Genomic DNA, 17,080 nt, shown 5'->3' on the forward strand with positions numbered 1-17,080 from the left:
TGGTAGCGGGGGCAGGATTTGAACCTGCGACCTTCGGGTTATGAGCCCGACGAGCTGCCAGACTGCTCCACCCCGCATCAGAAGTGGTTGAATTGCTGCCCCGCGAGGGAGGCCTCTTGCAACGATGTTCTGGCAGAACCGCTGCAGTCACAACTCAGGAAACGAATATTACACTAATTGCGCAGCTTTGTATCGTTTTTCAGGAAATATGTGCAAATGCCTGCTGGCACCACACCATGATCGGGTTCCAGGCCAAGCCCAGGGCCAGCAGCGCCAGCGCATTCACGCCCAGCACCACGCCCAGCACGCGGTCGTTGTTGCGCGGCAGCGGTTCGCCCACCGGCTCATCGAAGTACATGACCTTGATCACGCGCAGGTAGTAGAACGCACCGATCACCGCGCAGATCACACCCAGCAGCGCCAGCCACAGCATGCCGCCGTTGACCGCCGCGCCCAGCACGGCCAGCTTGGTCCAGAAGCCCAGGAACGGCGGAATACCCGCCATCGAGGCCATGATGCACAGGATCAGCGCCGCCATCCACGGGTTACGGGCGTTCAGGCCCTTGTAGTCGTTGATGTTCTCGGCTTCGAAGCCGTTGCGCGACATCGCGATGATCGCGCCGAAGCCGGCGGTCGACATGATCGCGTAGCTCACCGCATAGAACAGCGCGGCGGCGTAGCCCTGCGAACCACCACCGGCGATGCCCATCAGCAGGAAGCCGATGTGCGACACGGTGGAGAAGGCCAGCATGCGCTTCAGGTTGTGCTGGGCGATCGCCATCAGGTTGCCGATCACCAGCGACAACGCGGCCAGGCCACCGATCAGGAGCTTCCATTCATCCGACAGCGGACCCACGCCGACTTCCAGCAGGCGGTAGGCCATGCCGAACGCAGCCAGCTTCGGGGCCGAGCTGATGAACAGCGCGACCGGCGCCGGGGCACCCTGGTAGACGTCGGGCAGCCACATGTGGAAAGGCGCCGCACCCAGCTTGAAGGCCACGCCGGCGATCATGAACACCGCGCCGGTCAGCAGCAGCATGCGCTCATCCGACTGCGGGATGGCGGCGTTGATCGCGTCCAGGTGCAGCGAGCCGGTGGCGCCGTAGATCAGCGACATGCCGTACAACAGCAGGCCGGAGGCCAGCGAACCAAGCACGATGTACTTCATCGCCGCTTCCGAGGCCAGGCCGTTGTCACGGTTGCTGGCGACCAGCGCGTAGGAGCACAGCGCCAGCAGTTCCAGGCCCAGGTAGACCATCAGCAGGCTGCCGGCGGAGACCAGGATCATCATGCCGGCGGTGGCGAACAGCACCAGCACCGGAATCTCGCCCTGGAACAGATCGCGTTCGCGCAGGTAGCTCCAGCCGTACACCAGGCTCAGCCCGCTGCACAGCACGATCACCACCTTCATCACGTCGGCAGCGGTGTCACGCACGAACATGCCGTGGAAGACCTCCCCCTGCCCGCCCGTGCCGGTGGCCAGCATGACCAGCACCACTGCCAGTGCGGCGAGCGAGAACAGATGGGTGATCAGCTTGTTCTGCTTGCTGACGAACAGATCGAGGATCATCAGGGCGAAGGCGCTCGCGACCAGCACCAGCTCGGGAGCGAGCGGGGGCAGGTCAGCAGCGGTCAGTGGCAGCAACGGCGAGGTGGTCATTATCAAATCCTGGAATCAGTTCGCTCGGCGGGCCGATCAGAGCAGTTTGCTGGAAGCAATCTGCATCGCCAGCTTGGCGATCGACGGCTCCATCAGGTCGGTCAGCGGCTTGGGGTAGATGCCCAGGGCCAGTACGCCAATGGCGAACACGCCCAGCACCAGCCACTCGCGGCCGTTGATGTCCTTCAGTTCGGCGACGTGGGCGTTGGCCACTTCACCGAAGAAGATGCGCTTGTACAGCCACAGCGTGTAGGCGGCGCCGATGATCAGGGTGGTGGCAGCGCCCAGTGCGATCCACGGATTACGCTGGAAGGCCGCCATGATGACCATGAACTCGCCCGCGAAACCGGAGGTACCCGGCAGGCCGGCGTTGGCCATGAAGAACAGCATCGCGAAGGTCGCAAACCACGGCATCACGTTGACCACGCCGCCGTAATCGGCGATGCGGCGGCTGTGCATGCGGTCGTACAGCACGCCCACGCAGGAGAACATCGCACCGGACACGAAGCCGTGCGAGATCATCTGCACCATCGCACCCTGCAGGCCCAGGCGGGCGGCGTCGGCATTGCCGGCCTCACGCACCAGCCACAGGGCGATGAACGTACCCAGCGTGACGAAGCCCATGTGCGCGATCGACGAATAGGCGATCAGCTTCTTCATGTCGTCCTGCACCAGGGCGACCAGGCCGACGTAGATCACCGCGATCAGCGACAGCGCGATCACCAGCCAGGCCCATTCCATCGAGGCGTCCGGGACGATCGGCAGATTGAAGCGCAGGAAGCCGTAGCCGCCGATCTTCAGTGCGATGGCGGCCAGGATCACCGAACCGGCGGTCGGGGCTTCCACGTGGGCGTCCGGCAGCCAGGTGTGCACCGGGAACATCGGCACCTTGACCGCGAAGGCGATCAGGAAGGCGAAGAAGATCCAGGTCTGCTCAGTGGCGGTCAGCTGCAGCGCATACAGGTCTGCCAGCTGGAAGCTGCCGCCCTTCAGGTACAGGTAGACCAGGGCCACCAGCATCAGCACCGAGCCGAGGAAGGTGTACAGGAAGAACTTCAGCGCGGCATAGATGCGGCGCGGCCCGCCCCAGACGCCGATGATCAGGAACATCGGGATCAGCATCGCTTCGAAGAACACGTAGAACAGCATCGCGTCGGTGGCAGCGAAGATGCCGACGGTGACGCCTTCCAGGATCAGGAAGGCCGCCACGTACTGGTTCACGCGCTTGTCGATGGCACTCCAGGCGCCGATCAGCGCGAGCACGCTGACCAGCGTGGTCAGCGCGATCAGCGCGATGGCGATGCCGTCCACGCCCAGGTTGTAGCCGATGTCGTAGGCCGGGATCCAAGCGCGGGTTTCGACGAACTGCAGCGCGTCGATGCCCGGGTCGTAACCGGTGAGCAGCGGGATGCTCAGGGCGAAGGTCAGCAGCGCGACACCCAGCGACGCCCAGCGGGCGGTCTGCGCATCACGGATGGCAAGGACCAGGGCGCCACCGATGATCGGCAGCCAGATGAGGACACTAAGTAGGGGCCAGTTCGACACGTTTTCTTATTCCGTACAGGTCATCAACGCAGGTAATGCATCAGCAGGCCCAGGAGGGCAATCAGGCCGATGATCATCGCGAAGGCGTAGTGATAGAGGAAACCGGATTGGGTACGACGCAGCACATTGGCTGCCACGTCCGCCCCACGTGCGACCAGGTTGACGGTGCCGTCGACGATGTTCGTGTCGAGCCAGCGCGCCACCCTGCCCAGCTTGACGCTGCCGCCGGCAAAGCCGTCGATCCACAGCGTGTCCATGCCGTATTTGTTTTCCAGCACCGACACGATCGGCGCGAAGGTCCTGCGCGCCCGGCCCGACAGGTCCGGCTTCCACAGGTAGAAGATCACGGCGAGCAGGAAGCCTGCCACGGTCAGGAAGAACGGCCAGGCGGTCATGCCATGCAGCGCGAACGCCACCGGGCCATGGAAGTGCTCGCCGAGGAAGCCCACGGTGTTCTTGGCCGGGTCGTAGAAGTCCACGATGCCGGTGAAGAAGTTGGTGGCCTGGCCCTTGATGCCTTCATGGGCGTGGTGTCCGGCCCAGTCGGTGCCATGCAGCATCGGACCGATGCTGAAGAAGCCGATGATGATCGACGGGATCGCCAGCAGGATCAGCGGCAGCGTCACCACCCACGGGGTTTCATGCGGCTCGTGCGGGCCATGGCCGTGACCATGGTCGTCGTGGCCGTGGTCGGCATGCGCGTCGGCGGCATGGGCATGGTCATCGTGCGCATGCGCATCGTGGCCATGGCCGTGGTCGTCGTGGGCCACGTCACGGAAGCGTTCCTTGCCATGGAAGGTCAGGAACAGCAGGCGGAAGCTGTAGAAACTGGTCACCAGCACGCCACCCAGCACCGCCCAGTAGGCATAGGTTGCCACCCAGCTGCTGGACATGTGCGCGTGGATCTCAGCCGCCTCGATGATGGTGTCCTTCGAGTAGAAGCCGGAGAAGAACGGGGTGCCGACCAGGGCCAGCGTACCGATCCACATGGTGATGAAGGTGATCGGCATGTACTTGCGCAGGCCGCCCATCCTGCGCATGTCCTGCTCGTGGTGCATGGCGATGATCACCGAACCCGCACCGAGGAACAGCAGCGCCTTGAAGAAGGCGTGGGTCATCAGGTGGAACACCGCGGCCGAGTACGCCGAGACGCCCAGCGCCACGGTCATGTAGCCCAGCTGGGACAGCGTGGAGTACGCAACGACGCGCTTGATGTCGTTCTGCACGATGCCGATCAGGCCGGTGAAGAACGCCGTGGTGGCACCGATGAACAGCACGAAGTTCAGCGCGGTCGGCGACAGCTCGAACAGCGGCGACATGCGGGTCACCATGAAGATGCCGGCGGTGACCATGGTCGCGGCGTGGATCAGGGCCGAGATCGGGGTCGGGCCTTCCATCGAGTCCGGCAGCCAGACGTGCAGCGGCACCTGGGCCGACTTGCCCATCGCGCCGATGAACAGGCAGATGCAGATCACCGTGGCGCTGGCCCAGACGACCGGCTGTTCCAGTACCTGGAGGGTGTGCAGGCCGAACAGGTCGATCGAACCGGACCATACCTGGATGGCACCGTTGGCCAGCTCCGGATCCATGATCTTGGCGAATACGGTCGCGTAGTCGAGGGTGCCGAACACCCACAACACGCCGCCGATACCCAGCAGGAAGCCGAAGTCACCGACACGGTTGACCAGGAAGGCCTTCATGTTGGCGAAGATCGCGGTCGGGCGCTTGAACCAGAAACCGATCAGCAGGTAGGACACCAGTCCCACCGCTTCCCAGCCGAAGAACAGCTGCAGGAAGTTGTTGCTCATCACCAGCGTCAGCATGGAGAAGGTGAACAACGAGATGTAGCTGAAGAAGCGCTGGTAACCCGGATCTTCTTCCATGTAGCCGATGGTGTAGATGTGCACCAGCAGCGACACGAAGGTCACCACCACCATCATCATGGCGGTGAGCTTGTCAACCATGAAACCGACATGCGCCGAGTACTGGCCGACTTCGAAGAAGGTGTACAGGTTCTCGTTGAACGGCTGCGCGCCACCCCACAACAGCTGGTAGAACACGTACATCGACAGGGCGCAGCTGACCGCCACGCCGAGGATGGTGATGGTCTGCGCGCCGAGGCGCCCGACCTGACGACCGAACAGGCCGGCGATGATGCTGCCGAACAGCGGTGCAAGCACCACTGCGATCAACAGACTCTTGGCGAGTGTGATTTCCATCTGTTAATCAGCCCTTCAACGAATCGACTTCGCCGACATTGATCGTTCGACGTGTACGGAACAGGGTCACCAGGATTGCCAGGCCGATGGCGGCCTCGGCGGCTGCGACGGTGAGGATGAAGAACACGAACAGCTGGCCGGCCGTGTCACCCAGTTCGCGCGAGAACCCGACGAAATTGATGTTCACCGACAGCAGCATCAGTTCGATGGACATCAGCAGGACGATGACGTTCTTCCGGTTGAGGAAGATGCCGGCCAGGCTGATGCAGAACAGCACCGCACCCAGCGCCAGGATATGGCCCAACGTGATCATGGCTTGGTCTCCTCGCCGGCTGCCGGCATATCGACGGCGGCCTTGGTGTTGCTGTGCACGAACGGCTGGTCGACGTCCATCTTGACTACGGTGAGGCGGTCACGCGACTTGACCATGGTCTGCTCGCCGGGGTTCTGCGTCTTGATGCCGGTGCGATGACGCAGGGTCAGCATCACGGCGGCGACCACTGCAACGGTCAGGATGACCGCGGCGAACTCGAACGGCAGCAGGTACTCGGTGAACAGGCTGCGGGCCAGCCAGGTGATGTTGGACGTGTCTGCGGCCAGCGCAGCGGCGTTGTCGGCCGGGAACGGGTTGACCGCCCTGCCCCGCACGCCGATCAGGGTGACGATCTGCACCAGCATCACCACCGCGACCACCAGCCCGACCGGCAGGTAACGTACCCAGCCTTCGCGCAGGTTGTCGGTGTCGATGTCCAGCATCATCACCACGAACAGGAACAGCACCATCACCGCGCCGACATACACCAGCACCAGGGCCACGCCGAGGAACTCAGCGCCGACCAGGATCCAGATGCAGGCCACGGAGAAGAAGGTCAGCACCAGGCAGAGCACGGCGTTGACCGGGCTGCGCGCACTGATCACCGCCGCGGCCGAAACACCGGCTGCGATGGCGAAAACCCAGAAAGCGATATTTACCCAATCCATGTCTCGACCTCAGCGGTAAGCGGCGTCGGCGGCACGGCGCTCGGCGATTTCGGTTTCAAGCCGATCACCCAGGGCCAGCAGCTGCGGCTTGGTAACGATGTTTTCGCCACGATTCTCGAAGTGGTACTCGAGGATGTGGGTCTCCACGATCGAGTCCACCGGGCAGCTTTCTTCGCAGAAGCCACAGAAGATGCACTTGAACAGATCGATGTCGTAACGCGTGGTGCGGCGGGTGCCGTCCTCGCGCTTGGCCGAATCGATGGTGATGGCCAGTGCCGGGCAGACCGCTTCGCACAGCTTGCAGGCGATGCAGCGCTCTTCACCGTTGGGATATCGGCGCAGGGCGTGCAGGCCGCGGAAGCGCGGGGACTGCGGGAACTTTTCCATCGGGTACATCATGGTGTACTTCGGCTTGAAGCTGTACTTCAGCGTCAGCCACAGCCCGGCCAACAGCTCCAGCAGCAGCAGGCTCTTGAAGTAATGGGTAATCCTGTTCATTACGTTAGACACCCTTTTGAATCACGCCGAAGAACACCATCAAGGCGGTGACCGCGATCCAGAAAATGGTCAGCGGGATGAAGACCTTCCAGCCCAGCCGCATGATCTGGTCATAGCGGAAGCGCGGGAAGCTGGCACGGAACCAGATGTAGGCGCTGGCGAAGAAGAACACCTTGATGAACAGCCACGGCCAGCCGCCGGTCCAGATCCAGTCGATGAACGGCGAGATCGCGCCCGGGTTCACCCAGCCCTGGATCGGGCTCAACCAGCCACCGAGGAAGAAGATCGCGATCAGGAAGCTGATCAGGATCATGTTCGCGTATTCGGCCAGGAAGAACAGCGCGAACGCACCGCCGGAGTATTCCACCATGTGGCCGGCGACGATTTCCGATTCGCCCTCCACCACGTCGAACGGCGCGCGGTTGGTTTCGGCCACGCCGGACACCCAGTACACGACGAACAGCGGGAACAGCGGCAGCAGGAACCAGTCCAGGAAGCCGGAGTTGCCGGCCTGCGCCATCACGATGCCAGTCAGGTTGAGGCTGCCCGAGGCGATCATCACGCCGACCAGGGCAAAGCCCATGGCGATCTCGTAGCTGATCATCTGCGCCGAGGCACGCATCGCACCGAGGAACGCGTACTTCGAGTTGGATGCCCAACCGGCCAGGATGATGCCGTACACGCCCAGCGAGGTCATCGCCAGCAGGTACAGCAGGCCGGCGTTGGCGTTGGACAGCACCAGCTGCGCATCGAAGGGCACCACCGACCAGGCCGCGAAGGCCGGTGCCAGGGTGATCAACGGCGCCAGCAGGAACAACACCTTGTGCGCATTGGCCGGCTGCAGCACTTCCTTGAACAGCAGCTTGAAGACGTCGGCGAAGGCCTGGAAGATGCCCATGCCCACGTACATCGGGCCGTGGCGGACGTGCATCCAGCCGATCAGCTTGCGTTCCCAGACCACGTAGAAGGCCACCGAAATGATCACCGGCATGGTGATCACCAGGATCTTCAGGATGATCCACAGCAGGGCGCCGATCTCACCAAGGCCAAGCAGCCACTGGTGCAGCGGGTCCACTGCGTTCAACAGCAATTCGTTCATGCAGCCACCACCGTTACGCGTGCGGCGCCCAGCGGTGCGGTTGCACCGTGGCCCGATTCAATCCAGACCGAACCCGCGGCGACGCGGGCGTCTACCACCACCGGCAGCGTGGCCCGGCCGGCCTCGGTGCCGACCTTGGCCATCTGGCCTTCCTGCAGCTGCAGTCGTGCGGCATCGGTGGCATTAAGCACGATGCGCGGGGCGGTGTTGAGCGGATGCGACTGCAGCGCCGGTGCACGACGGACCACCGCGTCGGTGCGGTAGATCGCCGCGGTCGACGCCACTTCCAGGCCTTCGCTGGCCACGGAAGCGGCCGACGAAGCGGCGACCGTCACGCTCACCGGTGCCAGGCTGGCGCGCAGGCCGGCCAGGTCGATGAACTCGAAACCGGCCAGTGCCATTTCGCCACCCAGGGCGCGCAGCACGCGCCAGCCCTCGCGGGCCTCACCCGGCAGCTTGCCGCCGGCGCGTGCCGACTGCGAGCGACCATCGAGATTGGTCAGCGTGGCGTCGATTTCCGGCAATGCGCCGATCGGCAGGATCACGTCGGCGACATCGCGGGTCGAGGCGCAGGCGAACTGGCTGAAGGCCACTACCTGGGCACCGGCCAGCGCCTTGCGGGCGGCGGGGGCGTCGGCGAAATCCAGGCCCGGCTCGAGGCCATAGACCACGTAGGCCTGGCGCGGCTGGGCCAGCATGCCGGCCACGTCCTTGCCGGCCGGCAGCACGCCGGCGCGGGTCAGGCCGATGGCATTGGCGCCCTGCGGGATACGGCACAGCCTGGCACCGGTCGCAGCAGCGAAATCACGCGCAGCGGCGCGGATCGCGGCGGCCTGCGGGTGGTTTTCGGCGATGCCACCGACGATCAGCACGGTGTTGCGACCGCCCTGCACCGCCGAACGTAGGTCTGCGTTTTCCAGCGCGCCGGCGAAGGTCGACGGGGCGACGATCTGCTTGCTGGCGATGCTGAAGGCGAAGTCGAAGTCGACCGGGTTGACCACGTGGATCTTCGCGCCGTTGCTGGTCTGCGCCTTGCGCAGGCGGGCATGCAGCAGCGGAAGCTCATGGCGGATGTTGCTGCCCAGCACCACGATCTGGTCGGCGCCTTCGATTTCGGCCAGCGGCAGCCCGAACACTTCGGCGGTCGCCGCGTCGGAGAAGTCGCGGTTGTTGATGCGGTGGTCGATGTTGGTCGTACCCAGGCCCGATGCCAGGCGGGCCAGCAGCGCGCCCTCCTCGTTCGAGGTAGACGGGTGTACCAGCACGCCCAGGGCATCGCCCTGGTTGGCCTTCAGGATGTCAGCGGCGGCAGCCAAGCCTTCGGCCCAGCTCACTTCCTTCCACTCGCCGTTGACCTTGCGCAGCGGCTTGACCGCACGGTCTTCGCTGTACAGGCCCTGGTGCGAGTAGCGGTCACGATCGGACAGCCAGCATTCGTTGACCAGCTCGTTGTCGCGCGGCACGGTGCGCAGCACTTCGCCGCGACGCACGTGAAGGAACAGGTTGGAGCCCATCGCATCGTGGTAACCCAGCGATTCGCGCGCGGTCAGTTCCCACGGACGCGCACGGAACTGGAACACCTTGTTGGTCAGCGCGCCGACGGGGCACACATCCACCACGTTGCCGGACAGTTCGGTGGTCAGCGGCTTGCCGTCGTAGGTACCGATCTGCAGGTTCTCACCGCGGTACATGCCACCCAGTTCATAGGTACCGGCCACGTCGGCGGTGAAGCGGACGCAACGGGTGCACTGGATGCACCGGGTCATCTCGGTGGCCACCAGCGGCCCCATGTCCTCGTCCACCACCACGCGCTTGCGCTCGTTGAAGCGGCTGACCGAACGGCCATAGCCCAGCGACACGTCCTGCAGCTCGCACTCACCGCCCTGGTCGCAGACCGGGCAGTCCAGCGGATGGTTGATGAGCAGGAACTCCATCACCGAACGCTGGAACTTGAGCGCTTTTTCGCTGCGGGTGGCGACCTTCATGCCATCCATCACCGGGGTGGCGCAGGCAGGCGCCGGCTTCGGCGACTTCTCCACGTCCACCAGGCACATCCGGCAGTTGGCGGCGATCGGCAGCTTCTCGTGATAGCAGAAGCGCGGGATCGGAATGCCGGCCTTGTCGGCGGCCTGGATGATCATCGAACCCTTGGGCACCACCAGCGACTGGCCGTCGATTTCGACGGTCACGTGGTCCGGTGGCACGTTGGGCGTTACGGGTTGCGCGCTCATGCGGCAGCAGCCTCCACCTTCTTGCCGTCAACCATCGAATGACCGTTGACGATGTAGTACTCGAATTCGTCCCAGAACTGGCGCAGGAAACCCTGGATGGGCCATGCCGCCGCTTCACCGAACGCACAGATGGTGTGGCCTTCGATCTGGCCGGCCACGGCCTTCAACTGGTGCAGGTCTTCCATCGTGGCCTTGCCGGCGACGATGCGCTCCAGCACCCGGTGCATCCAGCCGGTGCCTTCACGGCACGGGGTGCACTGGCCACAGGATTCCTTGTGGAAGAACTGGCTGATGCGGCAGGCGAACTTGACGCAGCATACGCTGTCATCCAGCACCACGATGGCGCCCGACCCCAGCCCGGTGCCGAGGGCACGCAGGGTGTCGTAGTCCATCTGCAGGCCCTTCAGCTCTTCGGCCTTCAGCACCGGCATCGACACGCCACCCGGGACTGCGCCCTTCAGCGTGCGGCCCGGCTTCAGGCCGCCGGCCATTTCCAGCAGCTCGTCGAAGGTGGTGCCCAGCGGCACTTCAAAGTTGCCGCCCTGCTGCACGCAGCCGGACACCGAGAAGATCTTCGGACCGCCGTTCTTGGTCAGCGACAGACCGGCGAACCACTCTGGACCGTTGCGGATGATCGCCGGCACCGAGGCATAGGTCTCGGTGTTGTTGATGGTGCTGGGCTTGCCGTACAGGCCGAAGTTCGCCGGGAACGGCGGCTTGTAGCGCGGCTGGCCCTTCTTGCCTTCCAGCGATTCCATCAGCGCGGTCTCTTCGCCGCAGATGTAGGCGCCGGCGCCCAGCGCACCGTAGATGTCGATGTCCACGCCGCTGCCGAGGATGTCCTTGCCCAGCCAGCCGTTCGCGTACGCGTCGGCCAGGGCCTGTTCGAAGTTCTCGAACGGCTCGTGGTGGAACTCACCACGCAGGTAGTTGTAGCCCACGGTGCTGCCGGTGGCGTAGCAGGCGATCGCCATGCCTTCCACCACCGAATGCGGGTTGTAACGCAGGATGTCGCGGTCCTTGCAGGTACCCGGCTCGGATTCATCCGAATTGCACAGGATGTACTTCTGCATCGTGCCCTTGGGCATGAAGGACCACTTCAGCCCGGTCGGGAAACCGGCACCGCCACGGCCGCGCAGGTTGGACTGCTTGACCATCTCGATGACCTGCTCCGGCGGGATCTTCTCTTCGAGGATCTTGCGCAGGGCGGCATAACCACCGGTCTTGAGGTAGCTTTCGTACGACCACGGGGTGTCGTAATGCAGGGTGGTGTAGACCACCTGGTGCGGCAACGGTGCGGGACCGACCGGACCACTGGGTGCGTGATGATGTGCCATGGCTTACTCCAACCCGTCCAGCAACTCGTCGACTTTCTCGACGGTCAGGCGCTCGTGGTAATGGCCGTTGATGACCATCATCGGTGCACCGGCACAACCGGCCAGGCACTCTTCTTCGCGCTTGAGATAGATACGTCCGTCAGCGGTGGACTGACCGGTGCGGCAACCGAGTTTCTTCTCGGCGTGCGCGACCAGGTCTTCGGCACCGTTCAACCAGCAGCTGATGTTGGTGCAGAACGCCACGTTGTGGCGACCGACCTTCTCCAGCTCGAACATCGAGTAGAAGCTGGCGACCTCGTAGGCCCACACCGGCGGCAGGTCCAGGTACTTGGCCACGCCGGCGATCAGCTCGTCGGTCAGCCAGCCGGCATTCTGCTCCTGCGCGGCGTGCAGGCCCTGCAGCACGGCCGAGCGCTTGCGGTCCGGCGGGAACTTGGACAGCCAGTGATCGATGTGAGCACGGGTCTTGTCGCTCAGCACCACCATCGGATCGACGTCGCGCGCCGCCTCGAAATTACCTGTCGCCTTCATCGGCCGACCTCAGCGAAATGCATGTCTTGGAATTCCATATGCTGCGGCGCCGGCTTGCGCCGGCTGCCTGCAGGAAAGAGGGTCAGATCGGCCGGGTTCACCGGTCGACCTCGCCGAACACCAGGTCGTAGGTGCCGATCATCGCCACCACGTCGGCCAGCATGTGGCCGCGCACGATCGAATCGATCGAGGACAGGTGGGCGAAGCCCGGCGCACGCAGGTGCACGCGGAACGGCTTGTTGGCGCCGTCGGACATCAGGTAGCAGCCGAACTCACCCTTTGGCGCTTCGACGGCGGCATAGGTTTCGCCGGCCGGCACGCAGTAGCCTTCACTGAACAGCTTGAAATGGTGGATCAGCGCTTCCATGTCGTCCTTCATCGCCTCGCGGGACGGCGGCGCGACCTTGAAGTTGTTGACGATCACCGGGCCCGGGTTGGCCTTCAGCCACGCCACGCACTGCTTGATGATGCGGTTGGACTCGCGCATTTCGGCCACGCGGCACAGGTAGCGGTCGTAGCAGTCGCCTTCCTTGCCCAGCGGGATGTCGAAATCGACGGCATCGTACTTGGCGTACGGACGCTTCTTGCGCAGGTCCCAGGCAACGCCCGAACCCCGCAGCATCACGCCGGTCATGCCCCACTGGTGGGCCAGCTCCGGGGTGACCACGCCGATGCCGACGGTACGCTGCTTCCAGATGCGGTTGTCGGTGAGCAGGGTTTCGTACTCGTCGACGCGGCCCGGGAATTCGTTGGTGAAGTTCTCGATGAAATCGAGCAGCGAGCCTTCGCGCGATGCGTTCAGCTGCTTCAGGGCGTTGCCCTTGTGCCAGCGCGATTCCTTGTACTTCGGCATGTGGTCCGGCAGGTCGCGGTAGACGCCGCCCGGACGGTAGTACGCCGCGTGCATGCGGGCGCCGGACACTGCTTCGTAGCAGTCCATCAGCTCTTCGCGCTCACGGAAGGCGTACAGCATCACCGCCATCGCACCCAGGTCGAGCGCGTTGGAACCCAGCCACATCAGGTGATTCAGGATGCGGGTGATTTCGTCGAACATGGTGCGGATGTACTGCGCACGCTCCGGCGCTTCGATCCCCATCAGGGTCTCGATGGCACGCACGTAAGCGTGCTCGTTGCACATCATCGACACGTAATCCAGGCGGTCCATGTAACCGATGGACTGGTTGAACGGCTTGGATTCGGCCAGCTTTTCGGTGCCACGGTGCAGCAGGCCGACGTGCGGGTCGGCACGCATGATGGTTTCGCCGTCCATTTCCAGGATCAGGCGCAGCACACCGTGCGCGGCCGGATGCTGCGGGCCGAAATTCATCGTGTAATTGCGGATTTCCTGCCGGTTCTCGGCAGCGTTGCTGGCGAAGGCGGCGTGCGCCTGTTCGACCGGCTTGATGACCTGTGCACTCACTTCATTGCCTCCTGCGAACGCTCGCCGGCTGCGGTCTGCAGGCGGGCGTCGTCACGGATCACGCGCGGCACGCCGACGCGTGGCTCCACCGAGGTGACCGGCTCATAGACCACGCGCTTCTTCTCTTCGTCGTAACGCACTTCGACGTTGCCGATCAGCGGGAAGTCCTTGCGGAACGGATGGCCGACGAATCCGTAGTCGGTCAGGATGCGGCGCAGGTCCGGGTGGCCTTCGAAGATGACGCCGAACAGATCGAACGCTTCGCGCTCGAACCAGTTCAGGCCCGGCCAGACGTCGGTCAGCGAACGCACGACCGGCAGGCCCTCGTTCGGGGCGAAGCAGCGCAGGTGCAGCATCAGGTTGTGCTGGTACGAGCGCAGCTGCGCGACCACGGCGAAGCGCTGGGTCGGCATGTGCTGCGGCTGTGCGCCGCCGGCATCTTCTTCGCTGGGGAATTCACCCCAGGCAAAGCGGCCCGCGCCCTTGCCTTCGACACCGCGGCTGAAGCCCTGCGAGGACACGTCAGCGGTGTCCCATTCGTCAGAGCCGTAACCGAGGTAATCGACGCCGCACAGGTCGACGGACTGCTCGAAACCAAATTCGTCACGCAACGCGAGCGCGGTGGCGTGCCAATCCGAGGCAGGCACTTCCAGCGTCACTTCGCCGCGGGGTTCGACCACGATGACCTTGCCGCCGGTGAAGCGGGCGGAAAGTCGGTCGATGAAGGATGCTTGCTCTGCCATGGGGGCTTGGCGCGCTCTTGTAGTGTGGAAGGGTCAGCGGGCGATGGTCTGCGTACGCCAGATCTTCTTCTGCAGCTGCAGGATCCCGTACACCAGCGCTTCGGCGGTTGGCGGGCAGCCCGGGACGTAGATGTCCACCGGCACCACGCGATCGCAACCGCGAACAACCGAATAGGAGTAATGGTAGTAGCCGCCACCGTTGGCGCAGCTCCCCATCGAGATGACCCACTTCGGGTCCGGCATCTGGTCGTAGACCTTGCGCAGCGCCGGGGCCATCTTGTTGACCAGCGTACCGGCCACGATCATCACGTCGGACTGGCGCGGCGACGGGCGGAACACCACGCCGTAACGGTCCAGGTCCAGGCGCGCGGCACCGGCGTGCATCATTTCAACGGCGCAGCAGGCCAGGCCGAAGGTCATCGGCCACATCGAACCGGTACGGGCCCAGTTCAACAGGGCATCGACGCTGGTGGTGACATAGCCCTTTTCCAGCAGCGGATTATCGCCAGCCGGTCGCAGGATGTCGTCAACCCGCCCTTCCGGGGTGGGGTTGTTCATCAGGCCGTCGAGAGTTTGGATCACTCCCATTCCAGCGCTCCCTTCTTCCAGACGTAAATGAAGCCGAGGAACAGCATGCCCACGAACAGGCCCATGGTGACCAGCGAACGCGCGCCGAGCTCCATGAAGACCTGGGTCCAGGGCACGATGAAGATGATTTCCAGATCGAAGACGATGAACTGGATCGCGATCAGGTAATAACGCACGTCGAACTTCATGCGTGCGTCTTCAAAAGCCTCGAAGCCGCATTCGTACGGCGAGAGCTTCTGCAGATCGGGACGGCGTGGGCCGAGGAATCGTCCAATCAGCATCAGCGTGATGCCGATACCGGTAGCGACGATCAGAAACAGCAGAGACGGCAAATATTCGGCCAGCACAGCGATTCTCTCTTGCCTCTGCCGCCGCGCCTGCAGGCGCTTTGGCATGGGGGAGTGGACGGGGACAACGCTACCCGGCGCAGAGCGCGCCGGACGTACCCGCTTTACTTACTAAATGGTGCCCAAGAGGGGACTCGAACCCCTACGACCTAAGTCGCTACCACCTCAAGGTAGTGCGTCTACCAATTCCGCCACCTGGGCTTACGATCACGCTGGACTATCCATCCAGTGCGCGGCGTATTGTAACCGTCTTCAGTCTTTCTGGGAGCCTTCCGGCTGCTTTTCTTCGCCAGAATTTGAAGATTCCGCCTGAGCCGGCACAGTCGCGGCCGGAACCAGCTGCTGGGCAGGCTGCTGCACCGGCACCGGATCGGCCGCCGGCACGCTGGCCGGACGCTCACCCGCTGGTGCAGCCGGGACGCTGGCGGCCGGCGCGGCCATCAGGCCGAGGCCCTGCTGCTCGGCCGGGCGGCTGCCATGGCCGGCATACCACGCCATGAACAGGCTGATGCCAAAAAACACCACGGCCAGCCACTTGGTGGACTTGGACATGAAGTTGGACGCACCACGCGCGCCGAACACCGTGCCCGAGGCGCCGGCACCAAAGCCCGAGCCAGCGGCGGCACCGGAACCACGCTGCATCAGGATCAGCGCGATCATGGCCACTGCGACCAGCACGTAAACGACATTGAGGATCAACATCAGCATCTGGAATCCGTCCTCGGACTACTTCTAATCAGGTTGCAGCCGCCGCCTGGGCGATGGCCAGAAAATCGGCGGCCACCAACGAGGCGCCACCCACCAGCCCGCCATCGACGTCGGGCTGTGCGAACAGCTCGGCGGCATTGTCAGGCTTCACGCTGCCACCGTAAAGGATGGTCAGGGAATCGGCGATTCTAGCATCCACCTTGGCCACTTCGCCACGGATGAAGGCATGCACCTGCTGGGCCTGCTCCTTGCTGGCGGTGCGCCCGGTGCCGATTGCCCAGACCGGCTCGTAGGCCACCACGGCGTTTTCGAAGCCCTGCCCGCCCACCAGTGCCAGCACCGGAGCCAGCTGGCTGGCGATCACCGCTTCGGTCTGGCCCGCTTCGCGCTGCTCCAGGGTCTCGCCCACGCACAGCACCGGCACCAGGCCGGCATGCAGCGCGGCGGCGAACTTGCGCGCGACCAGCTCACTGCTCTCGTGATGGTACTGGCGGCGCTCGGAATGCCCGACCAGGCCATAACGGGCGCCCACTTCGTGCAGCATGCTGGCCGAGACTTCGCCGGTGTAGGCGCCCTTCTCGTTGCTGCTGACGTCCTGGGCACCAAAGGCAACGGCGGTATCGGCGAAATCATCGGCGAGCTCGCCGAGGTACGGCAGCGGCGGCAGGATCACCAGCTCGACCCCCTGCTCCGGCGCCCCGTTGGCGATGTCGGTGACCAGGGTGGTGGCGAACTCACGGGTTCCGTGCAGTTTCCAGTTTCCGGCGACGATCTTGCGGCGCATGGGCGATGGCTCCGTTTCGTATCAGCCGGACATGATAACGAATGAAATTATCCGCCGTTGGGCCGTAACCGGTTACATCGTGTCTGCGGGTAGTCGAACGGGTGAGGACCCCCCTCGCGGCTGGCTTGAGAGCTGGAGCTGCGGGTGGGCCGGGCGGGGAGGCCATGCGGGGCACGCGCAAGTACATCCATGTAGCTCTTCGCGGCTCCTGCCGCTCAAGGCCCCGCATAGCCTCCCCGCCCGACCCATGACAGGTTCCGGTAGCCGCCACCCGCGTTAAAAAAAAGAAGAAAAGCGGTAGCGCCGAAGGTTCCAAGGCCACCGCGCCCCTGTCGATGGCGGGGCGGGGTGGGTTGGCGGGGGCGTTGAGCGCCATGGATGGCGCGAAA

The 17,080-nt window shown here is 64.1% G+C and carries 16 protein-coding genes and 2 tRNA genes; all 18 read right to left on the reverse strand.

All coding sequences use genetic code 11. The features are described from left to right. A tRNA-Met gene (locus tag H9654_RS07585) sits at window positions 1–77 on the reverse strand. Window positions 78–199: 122 nt separating this feature from the next. Beyond that, window positions 200–1,660: an NADH-quinone oxidoreductase subunit NuoN gene (nuoN, locus tag H9654_RS07590; protein WP_101100734.1), complete on the reverse strand. Its 1,461-nt coding sequence runs from the start codon at window positions 1,658–1,660 to the stop codon at window positions 200–202. Window positions 1,661–1,696: 36 nt separating this feature from the next. Continuing rightward, entirely contained in the window at window positions 1,697–3,205 is a 1,509-nt protein-coding gene (locus H9654_RS07595) for an NADH-quinone oxidoreductase subunit M (RefSeq protein WP_042614971.1), read from the reverse strand. Window positions 3,206–3,228: 23 nt separating this feature from the next. Then, complete coding sequence (nuoL, locus tag H9654_RS07600; protein ID WP_191770241.1) at window positions 3,229–5,424, reverse strand: NADH-quinone oxidoreductase subunit L; 2,196 nt, start codon at window positions 5,422–5,424, stop codon at window positions 3,229–3,231. A gap of 7 nt (window positions 5,425–5,431) precedes the next feature. Then, window positions 5,432–5,737, reverse strand: a complete 306-nt coding sequence (nuoK, locus tag H9654_RS07605) for an NADH-quinone oxidoreductase subunit NuoK (RefSeq protein ID WP_042614969.1) — start codon at window positions 5,735–5,737, stop codon at window positions 5,432–5,434. Continuing rightward, the gene (locus tag H9654_RS07610; protein ID WP_182657186.1) at window positions 5,734–6,405 is read right to left on the reverse strand and encodes an NADH-quinone oxidoreductase subunit J; all 672 of its coding nucleotides are present in this window, start codon (window positions 6,403–6,405) and stop codon (window positions 5,734–5,736) included. Before H9654_RS07610 ends, nuoK begins: the two co-directional genes overlap by 4 nt. A 9-nt stretch (window positions 6,406–6,414) precedes the next feature. Then, entirely contained in the window at window positions 6,415–6,903 is a 489-nt protein-coding gene (gene nuoI / locus H9654_RS07615; RefSeq protein WP_042614967.1) for an NADH-quinone oxidoreductase subunit NuoI, read from the reverse strand. Between the two features lie 4 nt (window positions 6,904–6,907). Continuing rightward, window positions 6,908–8,002: an NADH-quinone oxidoreductase subunit NuoH gene (gene nuoH, locus H9654_RS07620; RefSeq protein ID WP_042614966.1), complete on the reverse strand. Its 1,095-nt coding sequence runs from the start codon at window positions 8,000–8,002 to the stop codon at window positions 6,908–6,910. Continuing rightward, complete coding sequence (gene nuoG / locus H9654_RS07625; RefSeq protein WP_191770242.1) at window positions 7,999–10,233, reverse strand: NADH-quinone oxidoreductase subunit NuoG; 2,235 nt, start codon at window positions 10,231–10,233, stop codon at window positions 7,999–8,001. Before nuoG ends, nuoH begins: the two co-directional genes overlap by 4 nt. Next, window positions 10,230–11,570 (reverse strand): NADH-quinone oxidoreductase subunit NuoF, encoded by a 1,341-nt coding sequence (gene nuoF, locus H9654_RS07630; RefSeq protein WP_191770244.1) that lies wholly within the window; start codon window positions 11,568–11,570, stop codon window positions 10,230–10,232. The genes nuoG and nuoF overlap by 4 nt, the downstream gene beginning before the upstream one ends. A gap of 3 nt (window positions 11,571–11,573) precedes the next feature. Then, a complete protein-coding gene (gene nuoE / locus H9654_RS07635; RefSeq protein ID WP_042614963.1) occupies window positions 11,574–12,101 on the reverse strand; it encodes an NADH-quinone oxidoreductase subunit NuoE in 528 nt (175 codons plus the stop codon). A 97-nt stretch (window positions 12,102–12,198) separates the two neighbouring features. Further along, complete coding sequence (locus tag H9654_RS07640) at window positions 12,199–13,506, reverse strand: NADH-quinone oxidoreductase subunit D (RefSeq protein ID WP_191770462.1); 1,308 nt, start codon at window positions 13,504–13,506, stop codon at window positions 12,199–12,201. 11 nt (window positions 13,507–13,517) lie between these two features. After that, window positions 13,518–14,264 (reverse strand): NADH-quinone oxidoreductase subunit C, encoded by a 747-nt coding sequence (locus H9654_RS07645; protein ID WP_101100728.1) that lies wholly within the window; start codon window positions 14,262–14,264, stop codon window positions 13,518–13,520. Window positions 14,265–14,297: 33 nt separating this feature from the next. Continuing rightward, window positions 14,298–14,852 (reverse strand): NuoB/complex I 20 kDa subunit family protein, encoded by a 555-nt coding sequence (locus H9654_RS07650; protein WP_042614961.1) that lies wholly within the window; start codon window positions 14,850–14,852, stop codon window positions 14,298–14,300. Next, complete coding sequence (locus H9654_RS07655; protein ID WP_042614960.1) at window positions 14,843–15,199, reverse strand: NADH-quinone oxidoreductase subunit A; 357 nt, start codon at window positions 15,197–15,199, stop codon at window positions 14,843–14,845. Before H9654_RS07655 ends, H9654_RS07650 begins: the two co-directional genes overlap by 10 nt. Window positions 15,200–15,315: 116 nt before the next feature. Next, window positions 15,316–15,400, reverse strand: a tRNA-Leu gene (locus tag H9654_RS07660). A gap of 51 nt (window positions 15,401–15,451) precedes the next feature. Continuing rightward, complete coding sequence (gene secG, locus H9654_RS07665) at window positions 15,452–15,907, reverse strand: preprotein translocase subunit SecG (protein WP_191770247.1); 456 nt, start codon at window positions 15,905–15,907, stop codon at window positions 15,452–15,454. A 28-nt stretch (window positions 15,908–15,935) separates the two neighbouring features. Next, complete coding sequence (gene tpiA / locus H9654_RS07670) at window positions 15,936–16,691, reverse strand: triose-phosphate isomerase (RefSeq protein ID WP_182657184.1); 756 nt, start codon at window positions 16,689–16,691, stop codon at window positions 15,936–15,938. Window positions 16,692–17,080 lie beyond the last annotated feature (389 nt).

The sequence above is a fragment of the Stenotrophomonas lacuserhaii genome (genome assembly GCF_014836545.1).
Lineage (GTDB): Bacteria > Pseudomonadota > Gammaproteobacteria > Xanthomonadales > Xanthomonadaceae > Stenotrophomonas > Stenotrophomonas lacuserhaii.

Bases quoted from the DNA above. Each gene is read 5' to 3' on its own strand.
- nuoK (WP_042614969.1), bottom strand. From the start codon at position 5,737: ATGATCACGTTGGGCCATATCCTGGCGCTGGGTGCGGTGCTGTTCTGC.
- nuoF (WP_191770244.1), bottom strand. From the start codon at position 11,570: ATGGCACATCATCACGCACCCAGTGGTCCGGTCGGTCCCGCACCGTTG.
- H9654_RS07650 (WP_042614961.1), bottom strand. From the start codon at position 14,852: ATGGGAGTGATCCAAACTCTCGACGGCCTGATGAACAACCCCACCCCG.
- H9654_RS07645 (WP_101100728.1), bottom strand. From the start codon at position 14,264: ATGGCAGAGCAAGCATCCTTCATCGACCGACTTTCCGCCCGCTTCACC.
- nuoN (WP_101100734.1), bottom strand. From the start codon at position 1,660: ATGACCACCTCGCCGTTGCTGCCACTGACCGCTGCTGACCTGCCCCCG.
- tpiA (WP_182657184.1), bottom strand. From the start codon at position 16,691: ATGCGCCGCAAGATCGTCGCCGGAAACTGGAAACTGCACGGAACCCGT.
- secG (WP_191770247.1), bottom strand. From the start codon at position 15,907: ATGCTGATGTTGATCCTCAATGTCGTTTACGTGCTGGTCGCAGTGGCC.
- nuoG (WP_191770242.1), bottom strand. From the start codon at position 10,233: ATGAGCGCGCAACCCGTAACGCCCAACGTGCCACCGGACCACGTGACC.
- nuoL (WP_191770241.1), bottom strand. From the start codon at position 5,424: ATGGAAATCACACTCGCCAAGAGTCTGTTGATCGCAGTGGTGCTTGCA.
- nuoI (WP_042614967.1), bottom strand. From the start codon at position 6,903: ATGAACAGGATTACCCATTACTTCAAGAGCCTGCTGCTGCTGGAGCTG.
- H9654_RS07610 (WP_182657186.1), bottom strand. From the start codon at position 6,405: ATGGATTGGGTAAATATCGCTTTCTGGGTTTTCGCCATCGCAGCCGGT.
- nuoH (WP_042614966.1), bottom strand. From the start codon at position 8,002: ATGAACGAATTGCTGTTGAACGCAGTGGACCCGCTGCACCAGTGGCTG.
- nuoE (WP_042614963.1), bottom strand. From the start codon at position 12,101: ATGAAGGCGACAGGTAATTTCGAGGCGGCGCGCGACGTCGATCCGATG.